At 58.5% G+C, this 20,602-nt stretch carries 17 protein-coding genes; 9 read left to right on the top strand and 8 right to left on the bottom strand.

Features of this window, described 5'->3' with window-relative positions; all coding sequences use genetic code 11:
- Positions 1-134 precede the first annotated feature (134 nt).
- Positions 135-2,294 (top strand): catalase HPII, encoded by a 2,160-nt coding sequence (gene katE, locus ACWKV9_RS06950; protein ID WP_483835330.1) that lies wholly within the window; start codon positions 135-137, stop codon positions 2,292-2,294.
- A 161-nt stretch (positions 2,295-2,455) separates the two neighbouring features.
- Here katE and ACWKV9_RS06955 read toward each other — a convergent pair whose 3' ends face one another.
- From ACWKV9_RS06955 to ACWKV9_RS06970, 4 genes are all read right to left on the bottom strand, one after another.
- A complete protein-coding gene (locus ACWKV9_RS06955; protein WP_483835331.1) occupies positions 2,456-3,169 on the bottom strand; it encodes a PA5502 family lipoprotein in 714 nt (237 codons plus the stop codon).
- Between the two features lie 156 nt (positions 3,170-3,325).
- A complete protein-coding gene (gene znuB / locus ACWKV9_RS06960) occupies positions 3,326-4,108 on the bottom strand; it encodes a zinc ABC transporter permease subunit ZnuB (protein WP_483835332.1) in 783 nt (260 codons plus the stop codon).
- Positions 4,101-4,901: a zinc ABC transporter ATP-binding protein ZnuC gene (znuC, locus tag ACWKV9_RS06965; protein ID WP_483835333.1), complete on the bottom strand. Its 801-nt coding sequence runs from the start codon at positions 4,899-4,901 to the stop codon at positions 4,101-4,103. Before znuC ends, znuB begins: the two co-directional genes overlap by 8 nt.
- Complete coding sequence (locus ACWKV9_RS06970; RefSeq protein ID WP_483835334.1) at positions 4,901-5,383, bottom strand: Fur family transcriptional regulator; 483 nt, start codon at positions 5,381-5,383, stop codon at positions 4,901-4,903. The genes znuC and ACWKV9_RS06970 overlap by 1 nt, the downstream gene beginning before the upstream one ends.
- A gap of 66 nt (positions 5,384-5,449) precedes the next feature.
- On the opposite strand from ACWKV9_RS06970, the gene ACWKV9_RS06975 reads away from it, so the two are divergent.
- Positions 5,450-6,370, top strand: coding sequence for a zinc ABC transporter substrate-binding protein (locus ACWKV9_RS06975; RefSeq protein ID WP_483835335.1), 921 nt, complete (start codon positions 5,450-5,452; stop codon positions 6,368-6,370).
- 115 nt (positions 6,371-6,485) lie between these two features.
- Here ACWKV9_RS06975 and ACWKV9_RS06980 read toward each other — a convergent pair whose 3' ends face one another.
- Together ACWKV9_RS06980 and ACWKV9_RS06985 are read right to left on the bottom strand one after the other, a co-directional pair.
- Entirely contained in the window at positions 6,486-7,436 is a 951-nt protein-coding gene (locus ACWKV9_RS06980; RefSeq protein WP_483835336.1) for a homoserine kinase, read from the bottom strand.
- 31 nt (positions 7,437-7,467) lie between these two features.
- Positions 7,468-7,758 (bottom strand): DUF2782 domain-containing protein, encoded by a 291-nt coding sequence (locus ACWKV9_RS06985; protein WP_483835337.1) that lies wholly within the window; start codon positions 7,756-7,758, stop codon positions 7,468-7,470.
- 74 nt (positions 7,759-7,832) lie between these two features.
- Here ACWKV9_RS06985 and polA point away from each other — a divergent pair, with 74 nt between their 5' ends.
- Entirely contained in the window at positions 7,833-10,595 is a 2,763-nt protein-coding gene (gene polA, locus ACWKV9_RS06990) for a DNA polymerase I (protein ID WP_483835338.1), read from the top strand.
- Positions 10,596-10,898: 303 nt separating this feature from the next.
- Here polA and yihA read toward each other — a convergent pair whose 3' ends face one another.
- Positions 10,899-11,534, bottom strand: coding sequence for a ribosome biogenesis GTP-binding protein YihA/YsxC (yihA, locus tag ACWKV9_RS06995; RefSeq protein WP_483835339.1), 636 nt, complete (start codon positions 11,532-11,534; stop codon positions 10,899-10,901).
- 281 nt (positions 11,535-11,815) lie between these two features.
- Between yihA and ACWKV9_RS07000 the strand changes: the two genes are divergently transcribed.
- The 6 genes from ACWKV9_RS07000 to ACWKV9_RS07025 all read left to right on the top strand — a co-directional run bounded on the left by ACWKV9_RS07000 (position 11,816) and on the right by ACWKV9_RS07025 (position 18,805).
- Positions 11,816-12,433, top strand: a complete 618-nt coding sequence (locus ACWKV9_RS07000; protein ID WP_483835340.1) for a c-type cytochrome — start codon at positions 11,816-11,818, stop codon at positions 12,431-12,433.
- 194 nt (positions 12,434-12,627) lie between these two features.
- Positions 12,628-13,269, top strand: coding sequence for a thiol:disulfide interchange protein DsbA/DsbL (locus ACWKV9_RS07005; RefSeq protein WP_483835341.1), 642 nt, complete (start codon positions 12,628-12,630; stop codon positions 13,267-13,269).
- A gap of 11 nt (positions 13,270-13,280) precedes the next feature.
- Entirely contained in the window at positions 13,281-14,138 is an 858-nt protein-coding gene (locus tag ACWKV9_RS07010) for an endonuclease/exonuclease/phosphatase family protein (RefSeq protein ID WP_483835342.1), read from the top strand.
- A 20-nt stretch (positions 14,139-14,158) separates the two neighbouring features.
- Positions 14,159-16,219, top strand: coding sequence for a diguanylate cyclase (locus ACWKV9_RS07015; RefSeq protein WP_483835343.1), 2,061 nt, complete (start codon positions 14,159-14,161; stop codon positions 16,217-16,219).
- A gap of 109 nt (positions 16,220-16,328) precedes the next feature.
- The gene (locus tag ACWKV9_RS07020; RefSeq protein ID WP_483835344.1) at positions 16,329-17,105 is read left to right on the top strand and encodes an N-acetylmuramoyl-L-alanine amidase; all 777 of its coding nucleotides are present in this window, start codon (positions 16,329-16,331) and stop codon (positions 17,103-17,105) included.
- An 80-nt stretch (positions 17,106-17,185) separates the two neighbouring features.
- On the top strand, positions 17,186-18,805 hold the full coding sequence (locus ACWKV9_RS07025) for an EAL domain-containing protein (RefSeq protein ID WP_483835345.1): 1,620 nt from the start codon (positions 17,186-17,188) through the stop codon (positions 18,803-18,805).
- A gap of 7 nt (positions 18,806-18,812) precedes the next feature.
- Here ACWKV9_RS07025 and ACWKV9_RS07030 read toward each other — a convergent pair whose 3' ends face one another.
- Positions 18,813-20,600, bottom strand: coding sequence for a KinB sensor domain-containing domain (locus ACWKV9_RS07030; RefSeq protein WP_483835346.1), 1,788 nt, complete (start codon positions 20,598-20,600; stop codon positions 18,813-18,815).
- Positions 20,601-20,602 lie beyond the last annotated feature (2 nt).

Below are 20,602 nucleotides of genomic sequence, written 5' to 3' on the forward strand. Positions count from 1 at the left end.
GGAACGGCCATTTCACTCATCAGTCATTACATAAGCGTTGTTATTTCCCTGTGCCATTTCCGGGGAAATTCTTGCTTACAGAGCCCACTCGATTTCATACAAGTGGGCCGTCCGAACCGAGGAGTTTCTGTCTGATGGCTACGAACAAACCTACCAATACCCCCGATGGCAAAACCAGTGAGCTGGCAGGTGCTGACACGCTGGACAAGGGCAATACAAACGCCAAGCTTGAGAGTCTTGAGCAGTTTCGCTCTGACGCAACCGGTCAGGCGCTGCGCACCAATCAGGGCGTAAAAGTCTCCGACAACCAGAACACATTGAAGGTCGGCGCCCGCGGCCCGTCGCTGCTTGAAGATTTCATCATGCGTGAAAAGATCACGCATTTTGACCATGAGCGCATTCCGGAGCGCATCGTCCATGCCCGCGGAGTGGGTGCTCACGGTTACTTCCAGACCTACGAAAACCACAGCGCATTGAGCAAAGCAGAGTTTCTGCGCGATCCGGGCAAGAAAACCCCGGTGTTCGTGCGTTTCTCCACCGTTCAAGGCCCGCGCGGCTCGGGCGACACAGTGCGTGACGTGCGTGGTTTCGCGGTGAAGTTCTACACCGACGAAGGCAACTACGACCTGGTCGGCAACAACATGCCGGTGTTCTTTATCCAGGACGCCATCAAATTTCCAGATTTCGTGCATGCGGTAAAACCTGAGCCGCACAACGAAATCCCTACCGGAGGTTCGGCCCACGACACGTTCTGGGACTTTGTATCGCTGGTGCCTGAATCCGCGCACATGGTGCTGTGGACCATGTCTGACCGGGCGATCCCGAAAAGCCTGCGCAGCATGCAGGGTTTTGGTATCCACACGTTCCGCCTGATCAACGCCGAAGGTAAATCCACCTTCGCCAAGTTCCACTGGAAGCCAAAGTACGGCACCTGCTCGCTGGTGTGGGACGAGGCGCAAAAGCTGGCTGGTAAGGACACCGACTTCCACCGTCGCGATCTGTCCGAGTCCATCGAGATGGGCGACTACCCGGAATGGGAATTGGGCGTTCAATTGGTGGCTGAAGAAGACGAGCACAACTTCGATTTCGACCTGCTGGATCCGACCAAGATCATCCCCGAAGAGCTAGTGCCTGTGACGCCGCTGGGCAAAATGGTGCTCAACCGCAACGTGGACAACTACTTTGCTGAAACCGAGCAGGTTGCGTTTTGCCCGGGCCACGTCGTGCCAGGTATCGACTTTTCGAACGACCCGTTGCTGCAGGGCCGTCTGTTCTCGTACACCGATACGCAGATCAGCCGTCTGGGTGGGCCGAACTTCCACGAAATCCCGGTTAACCGCCCGGTTGCGCCAAATCACAGCAACCAGCGTGATGCTCAACATCGCACCACTATCGATAAGGGTCGCGCTTCTTACGAGCCGAACTCGATTGATGGCGGCTGGCCGAAAGAAACGCCATCGGCTCCAATTGATGGCGGTTTCGAGACCTATCCTGAGCGTGTCGAAGCGCACAAGGTCCGTGAACGCAGTGAGTCGTTTGGCGATCACTTCTCCCAGGCCACGCTGTTCTTCAACAGCATGGCGCACCACGAGAAAGAGCACATCATCGCGGCATACAGCTTCGAGTTGGGTAAGGTGGAGCGTGAGTACATCCGCGAGCGTCAGGTGAACGAGATTCTGGCGAACATCGACCTGGAACTGGCTTCCCGCGTGGCCACCAATCTTGGCCTGCCAGCACCGAAGGCCGGCACCGTTCCTGTGCGCAAGGCAACCAAAGCGACTGTGGATAACTCGCCGTTGCTGAGCCAGGCGAACCTGCTGCCTGCCGACATCTCGTCGCGCAAAGTAGCGATCCTTGTAGCGGACGGTGTGGACGACAAAGCGGTTGCTGCCATGAAAGCCGCAGTCGAAGCTCAAGGCGCACACGCCAAGGTGCTCGGCCCGACTTCCGCACCGGTGAAGACTGCTGGCGGCAAATCGCTGCCAGTGGACGCATCCCAGGAAGGCCTGCCATCGGTAGCTTTCGATGCGGTGTTCATTCCCGGTGGCGCGGCGTCAATCAAAGCGTTGAGCGGCGACGGCGTGGCGCTTCACTATGTGCTGGAAGCTTACAAGCACTTGAAGGCCATCTCGTTCAGCGCTGACGCCAAGGAGCTGATCACGCTGCTGCGTCTTGAGGAAGATGCTGGTCTGTTGGCAGTGTCGGACAGCAAGTCACTCGATGCATTCTTCGACGCGATGAAGCAGCACCGGGTCTGGGCGCGCGAGCCTAAGGCCAAGGCTGTTCCGGCTTAAGATACTTGCTGTTCTCCCTGTAGGAGCCAACTTGTTGGCGAGCATTGATCGCGGTGTTTCAGATACACCGGCTCGCGAATAAATTCGCTCCTACAGGGTTGTCGTCAAAATCAAAAAAGGCGCTGCCCATGACGGCAGCGCCTTTTTTTGTTGGCTTCAGATCAGAGCTGGGCGGGTTTCAGAATGACCTGAGCGGGCTCGCCCTTTTCAATCTCACGACGAAGCTGAAGCTCGAAGTCCGGATTGATCTTGGTCACGCGCTTGTGGATCAGCGTTGCCAACCATGGGTAATCATCAACACGGGGTACTTGCAGCACGACTTCGCAATTGAATGCGGTGGTGTCCGCAGCGATATCGTTCAGCTGACGACGCAGTTGCTTCATATCGCCAAGCTTCAATGCAACCGTCGTGCTTTCGGCCGAAGGATCGATCACTTTCGCAATTCGTTTGGCTTCTGCTGCTTTGAGCTCCGCTTCTGCTTTCTCAAGCTCGGCTTTACGGGCATGGGCGATGGCACCGTTCACGCCACTGGTCAGTGCAGGTGCTTTGGGCATCAGGGCGCGAGCACGGCTCAGTGCAGTGGCAGCGGCATTGACGTCGCCTTTCTGCAGCACGATCTGGCTGCGGCTCAGGTACGCCTCGGCCAGCTCACGCTGATACTGTTCCAGACGCGGATCATCCGGCGCCTTGGTTTGCAGGGCCGCCAGTTGGTCCTCGGCGGTTGCCAGCTCGCTGCTGGCGATGTTTTTTTCCAGCTGTTGATATTCGTCAGGCGGCGCAACCGGAGCGGGCGCCTCGACGGGCTTGGTTTGGCAGGCTGCCAACAGAATGGTAAATGCAGCAAGCAGCAGATAACGGGATGCGTACGGCTTCATTCCTGCGATTCTCTATTTGCGCAAAAAACGAGCAAGTCTACACATAAGTACCTTGCACCGAAAATAACGGATCACTGCATGGCGACGGGACAACGGTAATTGCACATTGCCGCCACTTATTATTGCCGAGTATGACTGTTCTTCCAGCACAAGGTTCTACCGCTTGGGCAAAACGAAACTCAGCAGGAACAGTGCAGCCGCCGAGACCACGATCGACGGGCCTGCGGGCGTGTCTTTGAACCACGACATCGCCAGCCCGCCACAGACCGCAATGATGCCGATAAGGCTGGCGCCGAAGGCCATTTGTTCGGGCGAACGAGCGTGACGCTGTGCCGCAGCCGCTGGAATGATCAATAGCGACGTGATCAGCAACACGCCGACGATTTTCATCGCAACCGCGATCACCACGGCAATCAACAGCATCAGGGTCATGCGTAGCGCGGCGACGGGTAGGCCTTCGACCGTTGCCAGCTCTTCGTGCACGGTAATCGCCAGCAATGGCCGCCACAGCGCAGTAATAAGAACCAGCACCGCTGCGCTGCCACCGAGAATCCAGGCCAGATCGGTCGGACTGATCGCCAGCAGGTCGCCAAACAGATAGCCCATGAGATCAATGCGCACATCACGCATGAAGCTCAGCGCCACCAAGCCTAACGATAGCGTGCTCGGCGCGAGAATCCCCAGCAGCGTGTCAGATGCCAGAGGCTGACGCTGTTGCAAAGTGACCAGCAAGACAGCGAGCAACAGACAACCGACGGTCACGGCAATGGCCGGGCTTACGTCCAGCAGAAAGCCCATCGCTACGCCTAGCAGCGCTGCATGGGAGAGCGTGTCCCCGAAGTAGGCCATGCGCCGCCACACCACAAACGAGCCCAACGGGCCCGCTACCACCGCCAACGCAAGGCCTGCGAGCAAGGCGTACAGAAGAAAATCAGCCATGCTTGCAGCCATCTCCATGTGGGTGGTCGTGGGTGTGATCCTGGGCTTGGGCGGGCGTTGCTGCGCACACTTCGCCGTGCAGATCGTGGGCGTGGTCGTGATGATGGTGATAGATCGCCAGGCTTGGCGCGTGCTGGCCGAACAGCTCGACGAAGGCCGGGTCATTGCTCACCTGCTCAGGATGGCCAGAGCAGCAGACGTGGCGATTGAGGCAGACCACTTGATCGGTGGTGCTCATGACCAGATGCAAGTCGTGGGACACCATCAGTACGCCGCATTGGTGGCGGTCGCGCAATTGGGTGATCAGCGCGTAAAGATCGGCCTGCCCTGCGACGTCAACGCCTTGCACCGGCTCGTCAAGCACCAGCAGTTCCGGCTTGCGCAGCAGCGCACGCGCCAACAGCACGCGCTGCATCTCGCCGCCGGAGATGCCCTGCAACGGGCTATCGATGACTTTCTCTGCGCCTACCTCAGCCAATGCCGCCAGCGCGGTGGGGCGGCTGACACCCGGCACCAGACGCAGAAAACGCAGTACCGATAACGGCAGCGTCGCGTCGATGTGCAGTTTTTGCGGCATGTAGCCGACACGCAGCTTGGGTTTGCGCCAGACGCTGCCCGAGTCAGGCTTGAGCAAACCCAGTACCGCACGCACCAGTGTTGTCTTGCCCGCGCCGTTAGGTCCGATCAGCGTAACGATTTCATTTGGTCGGACGCTTAACTGGATGTTCTCCAGCACGCTCTGTCCAGCGCGGGTCACGACGACATCATTCAGGCGGATCAGCGCATCGCTCATCAAGCGGCCTTGCAACCAGTGCAAATTCCGACCACTTCAACGGTCTGAGTTTCAACGGCGAAGCCGACTTCCTTGGCGGCGTTGATTATTGCGTCGCTGATGACCGGATGCTGCAGCTCAATGGCGGCATGGCATTCGCGGCAGATCAGGAACTGGCCCTGATGCGCGTGAGTGGGGTGATTACAGCCGGCGAAGGCATTGAGCGAGGCAATGCGATGCACCAAACCGTTTTCCAGAAGGAAATCCAGCGCGCGGTAAACGGTAGGCGGCGCAGCGCGGCGGCCGTCTTCTTCGCTGAGCACAGCAAGGATGTCGTAGGCGCCCAACGGTTTATGGCTTTGCCAGACCAGCTCCAGCACGCGACGACGCAAGGCGGTCAGGCGCAGGCCCTTGCCAGCGCACAGCGTGTCGGCTTCGGTAAGGGCCGAATGCACGCAGTGAGAGTGATCGTGGGGGCGACTGGCCAACGGTGTTTTAGGCATGGGCGGCGACGACTTTTGTGAGAGACGTTATTATGTTACCCGTTCCTGCCCTCATGAGTGGTCACCGTGTCCCGACTTTTTTTGATTTTTGTCGCATCCTTCCTTGGATTTCTAAATATTTCCAACGCTCAGGCTGACGTTCGCGTGCTGACCAGCATCAAGCCTCTACAGTTGATTGCCGCTGCCGTGCAGGAAGGTATCGCGGTCCCGGAAGTGCTGCTGCCACCGGGAGCATCGCCACATAACTACGCGCTGCGGCCTTCCGACGTACGGCGGGTAAAGGATGCCGATCTGCTGTATTGGATAGGCCCGGACATGGAGACTTTCCTGCCACGCGTACTCGAGGGCCGGAATCAGCCATCCATTCCTGTCGAGTCCTTGCCGGGTATGCATTTGCGCCACTTCACTGCAGGCGCGGCCCATGATGACGACGATGCAGACGAGCATGATCACGATCATCGCCCCGGCAGTCTTGATGCCCATCTGTGGTTGTCATCGGCCAATGCGCGAGTGATTGCCGCCAAGATGGCGGCTGACCTGAGCGCAGCTGACCCGGCCAACGCTGCACGCTACCAGAGCAACGTCAAAGCCTTCGATGAGCGACTGGATGCCACTGACGCGAAGATCAAAGCTCGCGTGGCTGGCATCGCTGATAAGAAATATTTTGTGTTCCACGAGGCGTTCGATTATTTCGAAGAAGCCTATGGGCTGGAGCATGCGGGCGTATTTACCGTAAGCGGTGAAGTGCAGCCTGGGGCGCAGCATGTCGCTGAGATGCGCAAGCGGTTAGCCGCTTTCGGTAAGACTTGTGTGTTCAGTGAGCCACCGCTGCGGCCACGTTTGGCAGAAACCTTGAGCGCGGGGTTGCCGGTGAAGCTTGCGGAACTCGATGGTCTGGGCGGCTACACCCCCGCGACGGCTCAGGGATACGAGCAGTTGCTGACGAAGCTCGGAGATGACTTGGCAGGTTGTCTGGAGAGTTTGTAACGCCGCTGCTGTTGTAGGAGCGCGCTTGCCCGCAATTACGGTGGATCAGATAAGTAAACGTTCAGTGATCTAACGCAATCGCGGGCAAGCGCGCTCCTACAGGGGGCCGTCGTTGCTACAACGCAAACGGCAACGGAATATGCGTCTCCTGGCGCTGTTCCAGCCGTTTCTGGAACTCCATCGGGTCGTGGATAAGCACATCCTGTCCGGCGAACGTCTCGGCCGCTATCAAACGAGACAGCCAGAACCGTACGCAACCGATACGCAGCATCGTTGGCCATAGCTCTGCCTCTGCCGCCGTGAATGGACGCAACCCCGCGTACGCCCCCAGCAATGCCCGGCCGCGAGGTGCGTCGATGGTGCCGTCTTCGTGGGAGGCCCAGTCGTTCACTGCAATCGCCACGTCATACAGCATCGGTCCGGAGCAGGCGTTATAGAAGTCGATCACACCGGTCAGGTGGGTGCCCTCGAACAGCGTGTTGTCGCGGAACAGGTCGGCGTGCAGGTTGGCGCGGGGCAAGGCCATGATCTTGGACTGATGCTGTGTGATCTCATCGACGGCCGATTTCAGCAGCGCGCCCTGAACATCGTCCAGATGGGAGATGAAATTCGCCCCCTCCTCCAGCATCCAGTTCAGCCCACGATCAGTTTTGCGTTCCAGCACATTGACCCGGGTTGCCAGATGCATACGGCCCATCAGCTCGCCGATCTGCACGCAATGCTGGGTGTTCGGGGTGGTCGGATGCTTGCCCGGCAAGCGTGGCTGCAGCAGAGCCGGTTTACCTTTCAGCTCGCGCAACGCTTGTCCGTCGGTGGTACGCAGGGCGTACGGAACCGGCAGATCAGCGTCGTGCAGCACGTCCAGCAGTTCGATGAAGAACGGCATTTCCTGCACCGGACCACGCTCGACCAAGGTCAGGACGAACTCACCCTGCTCCATGCTGATAAAGAAGTTGGTGTTTTCACTTCCGGCGGCAATGCCCTGAAAGTCACGCAGGTGACCGAGCCCGTAGGGGGCCAGAAAAGCTTCCAGCTCGGGCCGAGCCAGGGGAGTAAAAACCGACATAGAGGACTGCCAAATAAGTGAATGTAGGACGTTACCAGCTGAAAATTTCCCACTGGGGAATCAGCATGTCCGGCTGGTCAGACCGGATGAATTGCGCGCTTGTACCGTCGGCGCGCAACAGAAAATAAGGTTTACCGTGCTTGGGCGTAATCTTGACCGCATACAGAAAGCCGTTCACGCGGTATTCCTGAATAAACTTGTCGCCGTCCTGGCGAATCGTGACGTCGGGCTCAGCCGAGGGTGCTTCATCATCGGCAGCCATCGCGATCATCGGGCAAACCCACAAGAGGCTTGCCAGCAACAGGCGATTCATCCTGCGCATGATAACCTTGCTCCTTTGTCGTCAACGGTCCGCGCATTCTAGCGCCAGACCCGCCGAAAAGGTTGATTCTGCCCATGAGCCAAGCCCCCCTCGTCCTGGTGGACGGTTCTTCTTATCTGTACCGCGCTTTTCACGCGCTGCCGCCGCTCGCTACGTCCAAAGGCCTGCCGACCGGCGCCGTGAAAGGCGTGTTGAACATGCTCAAAAGCCTGCGTCGTCAATACCCCGAAAGCCCGTTTGCCGTGGTGTTTGATGCCAAGGGCGGGACGTTTCGCGACGAAATGTTCGCCGAATACAAAGCCAATCGCCCGAGCATGCCCGATGACATGCGGGTGCAGGTCGATTTGCTGCATGCGTGCGTGAAAGGCCTGGGCTACCCGCTGCTGTGCGTCGAAGGCGTAGAAGCGGACGACGTGATTGGCACCCTGGCCCGCAGTAGCGCGGCGGCGGATCGGCCGGTGGTGATTTCCACGGGCGACAAGGACATGGCGCAGTTGGTCGACGGGCACATTACGCTGGTCAATACGATGACCGGTAGCGTGCTGGACGTGGCTGGCGTAAAGGAGAAGTTTGGCGTCGGCCCTGAGCACATCATCGATTATCTCGCGCTGATGGGTGACAAAGTCGACAATATCCCCGGTGTTCCTGGCGTGGGTGAGAAAACCGCCGCAGGTTTGTTGACCGGTATCAACGGCGGTCTGAAGGAGCTGTACGAGAACCTGGACAAGGTCGCAACGCTGACCCTGCGAGGGGCTAAATCCCTCGCTGCCAAGTTGGAAGAACACCGGGAAATGGCTTTCCTCTCCTACCAGCTTGCGACGATCAAGATCGACGTCCCGCTGGACATCGAACTGGACGCCCTGCACTGCGGCGAACCTGATCGCGACGCGCTGATGGAGCTGTACACCGAGCTGGAATTCAAAAGCTGGATTGAAGACCTGCAACGTGACGCCAGGCAGGCTGGCAAGGAAATCGTCGTTGAGGAGCAGGCCCCGGTCATCGAGGCGAAGTACGAACTGATCCTCGAGCAGACCCAATTTGACGATTGGCTGAAGAAACTGGAAGCCGCCAAGCTGTTCGCCTTCGTGGTGCAGAGCAATGGCACTGACGCGCAACGGGCGCAGATTGTCGGAATTTCCTTCGCCATCCAGACCCACGAAGCTGCCTACATCCCGCTGACCCACTCCTACATGGGCGTGCCGCAGCAACTGGATCGTGACGCGGTGCTTAAAGCGGTCAAGCCGATGCTCGAAGATGCGGCCAAAATCAAAGTCGGCCAGCATGCAAAGTTCGCGATCAACCTGCTCGCCAACTGCGCTATCGACGGCGACCAGGCCCAAGGCATCAACGTACAGGGCGTCAAGTTCGACACCATGCTTGAGTCCTACGTCCTCGATTCCACCGCCACCCGTCACGACCGCGACAGTCTTGTTGCCAAGTATCTGAACCACACGCCAGTGAATTTCCAGGACATCGCTGGCAAAGGCTCCAAGCAGCTGAGTTTTGATCAGATCGCGCTGGAGCAGGCAGGGATTTACGCGGCCGAAGAGGTTGACCTGACGCTGCGCCTGCACGAAACACTGCAAGCCAAGCTAGCCGCTATTCCAACGCTGGCGCCGGTGCTGAACGATATTGAGATGCCACTGATGCCGGTACTCGCGCGGATCGAGCGTCAGGGTGCTTATGTCGACGCCAAGCTGCTGGGTATTCAGAGCGTCGAGCTGGGCAACAAGATGACCGAGCTTGAGCGTGAAGCTTTTGCCATCGCTGGCGAAGAATTCAACCTAGGCTCGCCTAAGCAGTTGGGCGTGATCCTGTACGAAAAGCTCGGCATGCCGATCATCAGCAAGACTGCCACCGGTCAGGCGTCCACTGCCGAGGCGGTTTTGCAGGAACTGGCCGAGCAGGATTTCCCGCTGCCTAAAGTGCTGATGCAGTACCGCTCGATGAGCAAGCTGAAAAGCACATACACCGACCGTTTGCCGGAGCAGATCAACCCGCGTACCAACCGTGTTCACACCTCCTACCACCAGGCTGTCGCGGTTACAGGTCGCTTGTCTTCCAGTGATCCGAATCTGCAGAACATCCCGATCCGCACGGCAGAAGGTCGGCGTATCCGCCAGGCGTTCGTTGCGCCCAAGGGCTACAAACTGCTGGCAGCGGACTATTCGCAAATCGAACTGCGGATCATGGCGCATCTGGCAAAAGACGAAGGTTTGTTACATGCCTTCCGTAACGACCTGGACGTACACAGGGCGACGGCGGCAGAAGTGTTTGGCGTCGAGCTGGAAGGTGTCACCACTGACATGCGCCGCAGCGCCAAGGCGATCAACTTCGGTTTGATCTACGGCATGAGCGCGTTTGGCCTGGCCAAGCAGATCGGTGTCGATCGCAAGCAATCACAAGCGTACGTGGACCGTTATTTCGCGCGTTACCCTGGCGTGCTTGAGTACATGGAGCGAACGCGTGCCCAGGCGGCAGAGCAGGGTTTTGTCGAAACTATCTTCGGTCGCCGGCTGTACTTGCCAGACATCAACGCCAAGAACCAGGCTTTGCGCAAAGGTGCCGAGCGCATGGCGATCAACGCTCCGATGCAAGGCACGGCGGCGGATATCATCAAGCGCGCGATGGTGGCGGTAAATGGGTGGCTGGACAGTTCAGGGCTGGATGCCCGCGTGATCCTGCAGGTGCACGACGAATTGGTATTGGAAGTGCGAGAGGATCTGGTCGATCAGATCAGCCAGGAAATCCGCGTGCACATGAGCGGCGCTGCCGAGCTGGACGTGCCGTTGCTGGTGGAAGTGGGCGTGGGGAATAACTGGGACGAAGCGCATTGAGTCTGACTTAACGCGCATGCCCTCCTGTAGGAGCGAACTTGTTCGCGAGGCGTCTTCCGGTACACCGCATGGACCTCTCGCCTACAGTTGGCTCCTACAGGCGGCGGTACGGCACTAATTTCCAACCGGTTTTGAACTTCCGCCGCCAAATCCTTGTCAGAGCTAGCGAATGGCTGACGTAGCCATTCAGCTCCTATGTTGTGTTAAGTGTTGGCAGATATCCGGACCTTTCCCTAGTGGTCTGGACTTACACCCCGAACTTCCCCTCCCCACATGAAGTCCGGGGTTTTTTTTGCCTGCGATTTACTCGGCAGGCGCTTTGTCTTCCAGTTCCATCCAGTCAGCCAACACGGTGTAGGCCTCTTCCAGTCCCAGACGCTTGGGCGCCGAGAACAGTTGGATGGAGACTGCGTCACCCCAGCCCTTGCGAATCTCGGCCTGCACTTTGAGCAGCACGTTTTTGGCTGCGCCGAAGGTCAACTTGTCGGCCTTGGTCAGCAGGATGTGCATCGGCATCTGGCTGGCAATCGCCCAGTCGAGCATCAGCAGATCGAAGTCAGTCATCGGGTGGCGAATGTCCATCATCAGGATCAAGCCCTTCAGACTTTCGCGGCTGCCCAGATAGGCTTCCAGGTGACGCTGCCAGTGGAGCTTGAGGGGAATCGGAACTTTTGCATAACCGTAGCCCGGCAGGTCGACCAGACGTCGATCGTCGTCCAGACTGAAGAAGTTCAACAGTTGCGTGCGACCTGGCGTTTTAGAGGTACGGGCCAGGCTGGCGTGGGTCAGGGTGTTGAGAGCGCTGGATTTGCCCGCGTTCGAACGACCGGCAAACGCGACCTCAAAACCTTCGTCGTCGGGGCACTGATCGACTTTGGCGGCGCTGAGCATGAACTTGGACTGTTGGCACAGGCCGAGGATGGGATTCTTGAGTTGCATGAGATTTCCGGTGGGGAAGTTGCCTGCTCGAGGGCGGCAAGGTGGTTCATTTCCGTTTAAGTGGGGCGAGTATACACTTCGGCGGGGTGACAACCCGCCCCAGCCGCCTAGACTTACGCACAGCAAGTAGACACAACAACAAGTGGTCAGCCCATGTTTACGTGAATGTTGCCGCGTGGACTGTGCAGGGACCACAGTAGCGAGGACTACCGAGCCATCATCCGCAGGATGAAAGAGTAGGCCCGCTATTCATTTCACTTTTAGCCGTATTGGATTAGCCGATGAACAAACTATTCGTGAGTCTGCTGTTGATGCTGGGCCTTTGCGGCGCTGCCCACGCCGCTGATGTGGTAGTCGGTGACCCCGCCGCAGGCCAGGCGAAAACAGCGGTGTGTGGTGCCTGCCACGGACCCGACGGGAATAGCATGGCACCGAACTTTCCAAAACTGGCGGGACAGGGTCAACGTTATCTGCTCAAGCAGCTCCATGAAATCAAGGATGGCAAACGCGTCGTCCTGGAAATGACCGGACTGCTCAATAACCTCAATGATCAGGATCTGGCGGACATGGCGGCTTACTTCTCCAGCCAGAAAGGCAGCGTCGGCGCCGCCGATGCCAAACTGGTAGCGCGCGGCGAAGAACTATTCCGCGGCGGTAAGCTCGATCAGGGCCTGCCAGCCTGTACCGGATGCCATTCGCCAAACGGCGCTGGCAATGCCGCAGCGGGCTTTCCGCACCTTGGCGGTCAGCACGCCGATTACATCAAAAAACAACTCACGGCCTTCCGCGAAGGCGAGCGCACCAATGACGGCGACACCATGGTCATGCGCAGCATCGCAGCGAAGTTGAGCAACAAGGATATCGACGCATTGTCGGCTTATATCCAAGGCCTGCATTAAGGGCGGATTAAGGCGCGAGGCGACTTTGCGTGCTCTGACATATGCGTTAATGAATCCTGCTGCGGCGGGGCAAAAAGGGTGGCGAACAGCTGCCCTTTTTTCTGGCCGCAGGCGTTACACTTGCGAACTCACGTCTCCACGCCCGGTCCTAATTCGGTCGCGTCGAGGCGACTTTTCATGCCCAGGAGTTAAGCATGCGTAATCTGATCCTCAGCGCCGCTCTGGTTGTTACCAGTTTGTTTGGTTTGTCCGCCCAGGCCGCAGAGCCCATCGAAGCTGGCAAACAGTATGTCGAGTTAAAGAGCGCCGTTCCCGTTTCCGAGCCAGGAAAAATCGAAGTCGTCGAAATGTTCTGGTACGGCTGCCCACATTGCTACGCCTTTGAACCCACCATCAATCCATGGGTTGAAAAACTCCCTGCCGACGTTCATTTCGTCCGCGTTCCTGCCATGTTCGGTGGCCCGTGGGATGCACACGGTCAATTGTTCATTACCCTCGACACCATGGGCGTCGAGCACAAGGTTCACGCCGCTGTCTTCGAAGCCATCCAGAAAGGCGGCAAGCGTCTGACCGACCCGAACGACATGGCTGAATTCGTCGCCACTCAGGGCGTCGACAAGACCAAATTCCTCGAAACCTTCAACTCGTTCGCTGTGAAGGGCAAGATCGCCCAATACAAAGAGTTGGCCAAGAAATACGAAATCACTGGCGTACCGACCATGATCGTCAACGGCAAATACCGCTTCGACCTAGGCAGTGCCGGCGGTCCAGAGCAAACCCTGCAGGTCGCCGATCAGCTCATCGCCAAAGAACGTGCGGCGATGGCCGCCAAGTAAGCGGCCTCGTCATGGCGCGCTGGGGAAGTACTGAACGCATCGTTGGCCGGCCTTCGGCGAAGGTCAACGAACGCCATCTGCAGGAAACGGGGCTGCCGGCTGACGGTCGGCTCCGTTTACTCAGTTTCAACATTCAGGTGGGAATCAGTACTGAGCGTTATCGCCACTACCTGACCCGCGGCTGGCAGCATCTGCTGCCGCACAATGGTCGCGCCGGGAATCTGCAAAAGATCGGCAACCTGCTAGGCGACTACGACTTTGTCGCCCTGCAGGAGGCCGATGGCGGCAGCCTCAGATCCGGTTACGTCAATCAGGTCGAGCACCTCGCCCAACTCGGGTCCTTTCCGTATTGGCATCAGCAACTAAATCGCAACCTCGGCCGCTTCGGCCAGCACAGCAATGGTGTGCTCAGTCGGCTCAAGCCGTGGGAAATCGAAGATCATCCGCTGCCCGGGCCGTCTGGGCGTGGAGCAATTCTGGTTCGCTTCGGCGAAGGCCCTGACGCATTGGTCATCGTGGTGATGCACCTGGCACTGGGCGCTCGCACGCGCACCCGGCAATTGACCTACATCCGCGAGCTGATCGGCGGTTATCGTCATCAAGTGTTGATGGGCGATATGAACACCCACGCCTCCGACCTGCTCGAATTGTCGCCGCTGCGCGATTTGGGTCTGCTGGCGCCTCAGATCGAAGCGACATTCCCAAGCTGGCGCCCTCAGCGCTGCCTGGACCACATCCTGCTGAGCCCGACCCTGACACTTGAGAAAGTCCAGGTGCTGGCTCATCCCATCTCTGATCATCTGCCGGTCGCGGTGGAGATTCGCTTGCCAGCCTCATTAATTGGGGACTCCCTGCCGATAACAAGCTGATCTCCTCCGGGACCTGTGGAATGAGCGACGAAGCACAACGCTGGAAAGAAAAGTACCTCAAGAGCATTGATCAGCAAGACAAGTTGGAGCGCCGCTGGAACGCGCGCCTCGACTTGCTGCGCCGTGGCTTGGTGCGTACCAGCCTAGCCGCCGAGGGGGCGGACAAGGCGGTCGATCTGTGCATGAAAGAAATGCGCGAAGTGGTGCGCACCGACGACATGGACGCAGGGTTGGCTGCGCTGATACCTCGTCTTGAAAAAGCGGTGCTCGATTCCGAGCAGCGGCGTGAACAGCGCGTGGAGCAGATGGGCGCGGCGTTGACCTCACTGGTGACGCAACTTCAGGCGTTGCCGTTACCCAAGGAAGTAAGCAAACCCCTGAAGCGTTTCGCCAAAGGCCTTGAAGATCGAGTAAATCAGGCCCGCGAACTGCCGCTTTTGTTGGGGGAACTCAGCGGTTTGCAAGGTCAGGCTCTGGCGCTGGTTGAGCACCCTGAACTGGCGACGCGCCCCGGCTTTTTACAACGGCTATTTGGTGGGCGAGACGCCGCAGAGCCAGAACCCGAAGAGGATGTCGGGCCAGCGCAAATCCAGTGGACCAATGAGGCCCCCGCGCAAACGCGTGTTCAGGAGCAGGCGGCAACTATCGTGACTGGTGAGCCCGAACCTGCGCCGCAGGCGGCAGATTCACAGTTGGAGCAACCGCCGACGCCTGTTCCCGCTGCCGATCACGACCCTGAAAAACTGGTACTGGACGCGCCCGCGCTGACCGCCGTCGAAGCCGTCGCGTTGCCAGAAGAGCTACCAGAGACGCTTGAAGCCGCGGCGACGCAGGTTGTAGAGCCCACTTCATCTGAAACCAATTCGCCTCTTGAAAACGCGTCTCACACTGATATCCCGGACAACCCAGACACCCCGCCCGAGCCTCAAGACGAAGCAGTCGTAGCGCCAGATGAAGTTGACGCTGATGCCCAAGACGCTGCGATTGAATCTGACGAGGACAGCTCCTTCGCTTTGCCGGCGTCTCCCGAACCGACTTACAGTTCGGTCGCGGCACACATCGAGCAAACGCTTTTGGGGCTGCTCGATGACCTGACGCTGCCAGAACATCACCGTCCCCAAGCGCAAGCGATGCGACTGCGCCTGGAAAACGGACTTAACTGGTACGAATTACTGCCTCTTCTCGACGATCTCGCCGTTTTGATGCTCGCCATTACCGATAGCGGGCACCATGAGTTTGAGATCTACCTCAAGCAGTTGAACGACCGGTTAGAGTCTTTCCAGAGCAATCTCCAGGCCGCGAGCGCCGATCACGCCGACACCCAGTCCGCTTCTCGCCAATTGAACGAGCAGTTGCGCGAGCACGTCGGTGGATTGCAAACCAGCGTCCAGGACGCCGCCGATCTCGACAGCCTGAAAAGCGTGCTGGAAAGCCGGCTCGAAGGGTTGATCGGTGCCATGGATCAACACCAGAAAGAACGCGATGAGCGTGAGCAGGAAGTTGCCAGCAAGCTGCAATCGCTGGTCGGTCGGGTGGCGACAATGGAGCAGGAAGCGCAGGGCTTTCGTGTTCACCTGGAAGAACAGCGGCAAAAAGCGCTGATCGACACGCTGACGAGGTTACCCAACCGCGCCGCGTGGAACGAGCGTCTGGAGCTTGAGATCAAGCAACTTCAAAAGAGCGGCGCCAGCCTGCTGTTGGGGATTCTCGATCTGGATCACTTCAAGCGTATCAATGACGGCTACGGGCATCTGGCCGGCGACAAGGTGTTGAAAATTATTGCCGCTCAGCTCAAAAGGCGTCTGCGGCCCAACGACTTCATCGCGCGCTTTGGTGGCGAGGAATTTGTCTTTCTGTTGCCTGATACCGCACTGGCGGACGGGCTCATATTGCTGGAGCGTTTGCGCTCGACCATCGAGCAGTGTCCTTTTCACTTCAAAGGTGAGCCGGTGACTATTACGGTCTCGATGGGCATCACAACGTTCAAGGCCGGCGAACGAAGCGATCTGGTACTCAAGCGCGCCGACGAAGCGCTCTACCGTGCCAAACGTGAAGGCCGTAATCGCTTGGAGCAGGGCTGATCAAGCTGGCGAAGAAGTAAGCGGATGTTTCAGTTTTGGCCTTTCTTTGAGCAGCTCGCGGAGCTTACGTTATGCTATTGCATTACTCGCCTACGTGTTCCGTCTTGATATGAAGCTGTTCTGCTCCGCTCTATTGCTCCTTTTGCTGACTGCTTGTGCCAGTGGCCCGAAGCTCGACACCAGTCATCCCTCCGTTAATTTCGACAACCGCGCGCAGTTCGTGGTGGTTCATTACACCTCCGCATCGCTGGAGCGTTCGTTGCAGTTGTTGACCCATGGTGAGGTCAGCAGCCACTACCTCATTGGTGACGGCCCAGCCACGATCTACAAGCTGGTAGACGAAAGTCAGCGCGCCTGGCACGCCGGAGAAAGCGAGTGGGAAGGTCGAACCTGGCTCAATTCAAGCTCCATCGGTATCGAAATCGTCAATCCAGGTTTCACGGATACCCCCACCGGCAGGCTTTGGTATCCCTACAGTGAAGCGCAGGTTCAGGCGCTGATCGTGCTGCTCAAAGACATCGTTCAACGCAATCACATCGAGCCGCGCCACATCATCGGTCACAGCGACATCGCGCCACTGCGTAAACTCGACCCCGGTCCGCTGTTCCCATGGAAGCGCCTGGCGCAGGCAGGCTTGGGTGTCTGGCCAGACGAACAGCGGGTGGAGCAGCGTCAGTCGCAGATGATGGGGCTTGTGCCAACCGCCTCATGGTTCCAGCAGCAACTGGCTTTACTGGGCTATCCAACTCCACAGACGGGACAATGGGATGTTGCCACCCGCCATGTTCTGGCAGCATTCCAGATGCATTACCGGCCGGAAAAGTTCGACGGTGAGCCTGATCTGCAAAGTGCAGCTATCCTCCAGGTGCTTAACCTCAAGAATTAAATTCACGTGCGCGTCAGATTTGATGGGCTATTTCCGTGCTTGTTGCTATACCTCATTGGTATTCGCGCGGATATCAACCAATGTGGATAGCAACAACTCAATTACGCTCAATCTTCTACCGACCTTGGCTGCTGGCTTTGCTGGCGGCGTTGTTGAGCGCCGTTGTGTTGTTGGCGGGCAGTTTCGGGTTGGCCATGCATCAGGCGCGGCAGCAGGAAAGCGCGCAAATGAATGCTCAGGGCGAGCGCTTTCTGGTTCGTCTTGAACAGTTGTTCGGCCAGCTTCGCGCCGGTCTGGATCAGCTGGAAGCCCAACCGCTGCGTGGCTGCAGCCCGCAAATGGTCGAGCAGCTTCGTGAGGTCAACGCCCGCTATCGCTTCATCTACGAAGCCGCATTCCTGACCGACACCACTCTGTGTTCGAGCTGGACCCGCGTAAGCATGATCGGCAAGGTTCGGGTGCCGGACATTCGCGGGCCGACCTACGATTACTGGCTCAATACCTCAACGCAACCGGATGACAACCTCGCCTCGCTGGTGCTTGGACGCGGCGATTTTCGCGTCTCGACTTCTCGCGGTCATCTGACCGATGTGGTCGATTTGCCCCCGGGCGGCAGCCTGATCGTGGTCCTTAATAATGGCGCCACTGCGGTTCCCGTACTGGGGCCGACGCAGGTATGGCCCCCCACCGATGACTGGTCGCCGTCCTCAGTCGAAACATTGATCACCACACAAGACCAACTCATCTACCGCATGCCCACGCAAAGCCCGGAATACCAGCTTGTGCTGGTCACGCCTCGTAGCGGCCTGCAACAGAAGATCACCGGCGCCTGGTGGCTATTGGTGCCTGCCAGCGTACTGGTTTCGCTGTGCATTGGTGCGCTGGTGCTACAGGTGGTTCGCCAGCGCTTGTCGCTGGGCGGCGAATTGCACGGGGCATTGCGGCGCGGCGAATTGAAAGTGCTGTACCAACCCATCTTCGACCTCAATACGCGGATCTGCGTCGGCGCCGAAGCATTGGTGCGTTGGCGACGACCTGACGGCACGCTGACCAGTCCTGACCTGTTCATTCCGCTGGCGGAAAACACCGGCCAGATTCGCCAGATCACCGATTTTGTCCTTCAACAGTTACTCGAACAGCTAGGCCAATTGCTGCGCGCCAATCCGCATTTGTATATTTCCGTCAATCTGGCAGCATGCGATGTGATGGCGCCGAGAATCGGCCGAGTGACAGCCCGGCTGCTGGCTCTGCATCGTGTCGCACCGCGGCAGATCGCATTCGAAGTGACTGAGCGCGGGCTGATCGATGTCGTGGTTGCCCGCAATCACCTGCAAGCGCTGCGCGACCGGGGCCATCAGGTATTGATCGACGATTTCGGCACGGGCTATTGCAGCCTTGCGTACCTGCAAACCCTGCCAGTGGATTGCCTCAAAATCGACAAGGCTTTCATTGACGCGCTTGGCCATGATGCAGCCAGTAGCGGCGTTGCACCGCACATCATCCGCATGGCTCACGCGCTGCAACTACGGGTCATCGCCGAGGGTATCGAGTTTGAATCCCAGGCGTTATTGCTCAAAAGCGAAGGCGTGATTTACGGGCAGGGTTGGTTGTTCGCGCGGCCGTTGACCGCAAAAAAATTCACTGAACTGGTGACCGGGGGACGACGTGATGCCGGCCGACGCGCCGACGACGTCGCCTGAGGTTGGGCTAAAGCGGCAGCGCCATGTAAAACTGCGTGCCTTGCGCAGGCCTTGAATACACGCCCATCCGCCCGCCGTGTAGCTGCACGATCTCTTTGCACAGGGCCAGCCCCAGCCCCGCGCCACCTTTTTTGCGCCCCACCTGCACGAAAGGCTCGAAGATCCGCGCCTGTTGGCCGTAGGCGATGCCCTCGCCGTTGTCTTCGACGCTGATGATCAGCCGCTCGCCATGGCGGCGAGCCTGTAGGCGGATCAGGCCTCCATGGGGGGTGTGGCGCAATGCGTTGTCGAGCAGGTTGTCGAGGACCCTTTCCAGCTGAGCCCGGTCGGCATTCAGGCGTGGCAACGGCTCCTGCATTTCCACCAGCAGAATGATGTCCTGTTCCTGCGCCTGCTCGGCGAAACGCACACGAGATTCTTCCAGCAATTCGCTGACGTCAAAGGGCGCCAGGGTCAACTTTTGCAGACCATTCTGGTAACGGGAGAAATTGAGCAGGTCGTTGATCAGCTGCATCAAGCGCTGCATTTCTTCATTAACGGTTTTAAGCAGATCTGCTTCCCGCGATTCGGCCGGGAAATGCACCCGCTCCTGCAGCAAGCCGAACGCCATGTGCATGCCCGTGACCGGCGTGCGCAATTCGTGTGACGCACGCAACACGAACTCGCTGCGGACCCGTTCAAAGGCGCGCTGCTCGGTAACATCATGCAGCACCATCACAGCGCCAAGGATGTGGCCCTTTGTGTGGCTGACCGGCGTCAGGCTGTAGGTCAGCAGTCGCGCCTCGCCGTCGATCTCGATGGACAAATCTTCTGGCGCACGCTCCAGCGTACCGCCGCGCAATACCAGATAAAGCTGCTCATCCAACTCTGGGCGGCCCAGCGCGTCACCGAGCCCGAGGCCAAGGCGATCCTCTTCCCAGCCCAGTTGTCGTTGGGCAACCGGGTTCAAGTGCTCCAGTTTCCCTTGGCGATCAATCATCAGCAGGCCGTCATCGATGCTGTCGAGCACCGCCTGCAAGCGCTGTTGGCCTGCCAACAGTTCATCGACATTGGTCACCTGATGTCGGCGCAAGGCCTCAGCCATCACCCCGAAACGGCGAGTCAGCAGATTCATCTCGGCGGCCGAAGAGATCGGCAGAGTGACTTCGAAGTTGCCTTGGCCGATGTTGTCGGCCGCTTTGGCCAGCGCCTCGATTGGTGCGCCAAAACGCCTGGCGATTCCGTGGGCAGTGATAAAGCCGATGCCCAGAACCGCCAGCCCGACCAGCCCCAGCAGCCCGGACACCCAGAGCGCATGGCTGCGTGCGCTGCTTTCAGACTGATTGATGTTCTCCAGCGCTTGCCTGTGGGCGCTCAGCAACCCATTGCGCAGTGTATTGAAGTTTGCAGTGAGTTCAGCGTCGTCACCGACAGGCAGCGCGGCGTTTTGGGAGCGCTCATAGGCCTGGACAAAGTTTTTATAATCCACCTGCGCCTGTTCAAAGCCGTTGCTGGTATGGGTCTGAACGTCGTGGTTTATCCCTTCCGTCAATAACTCTTGAAACTGCTGCTGAGCCTGCAAAAGTTCAGGCTGAACCGGCTTGTCACGCAGCATCATGACCAACTGATCGCCCAGGTTTTGCCGCAGTTTCAGGCCCAGATCGAGGGTGACGAAGTTATGCTGAATCAGAGCTTCCTGAGACTTTGCCATCTGCATGACGGAGACAAGCCCCAATAGCAGACCCAGCAAGGCGACCGTAATCAGGGCCGAAATGCTGAGAAAAAGGCGTGTGCGTAACTTCATCGCGAACTTCATGG

This window comes from Pseudomonas corni (assembly GCF_057128765.1).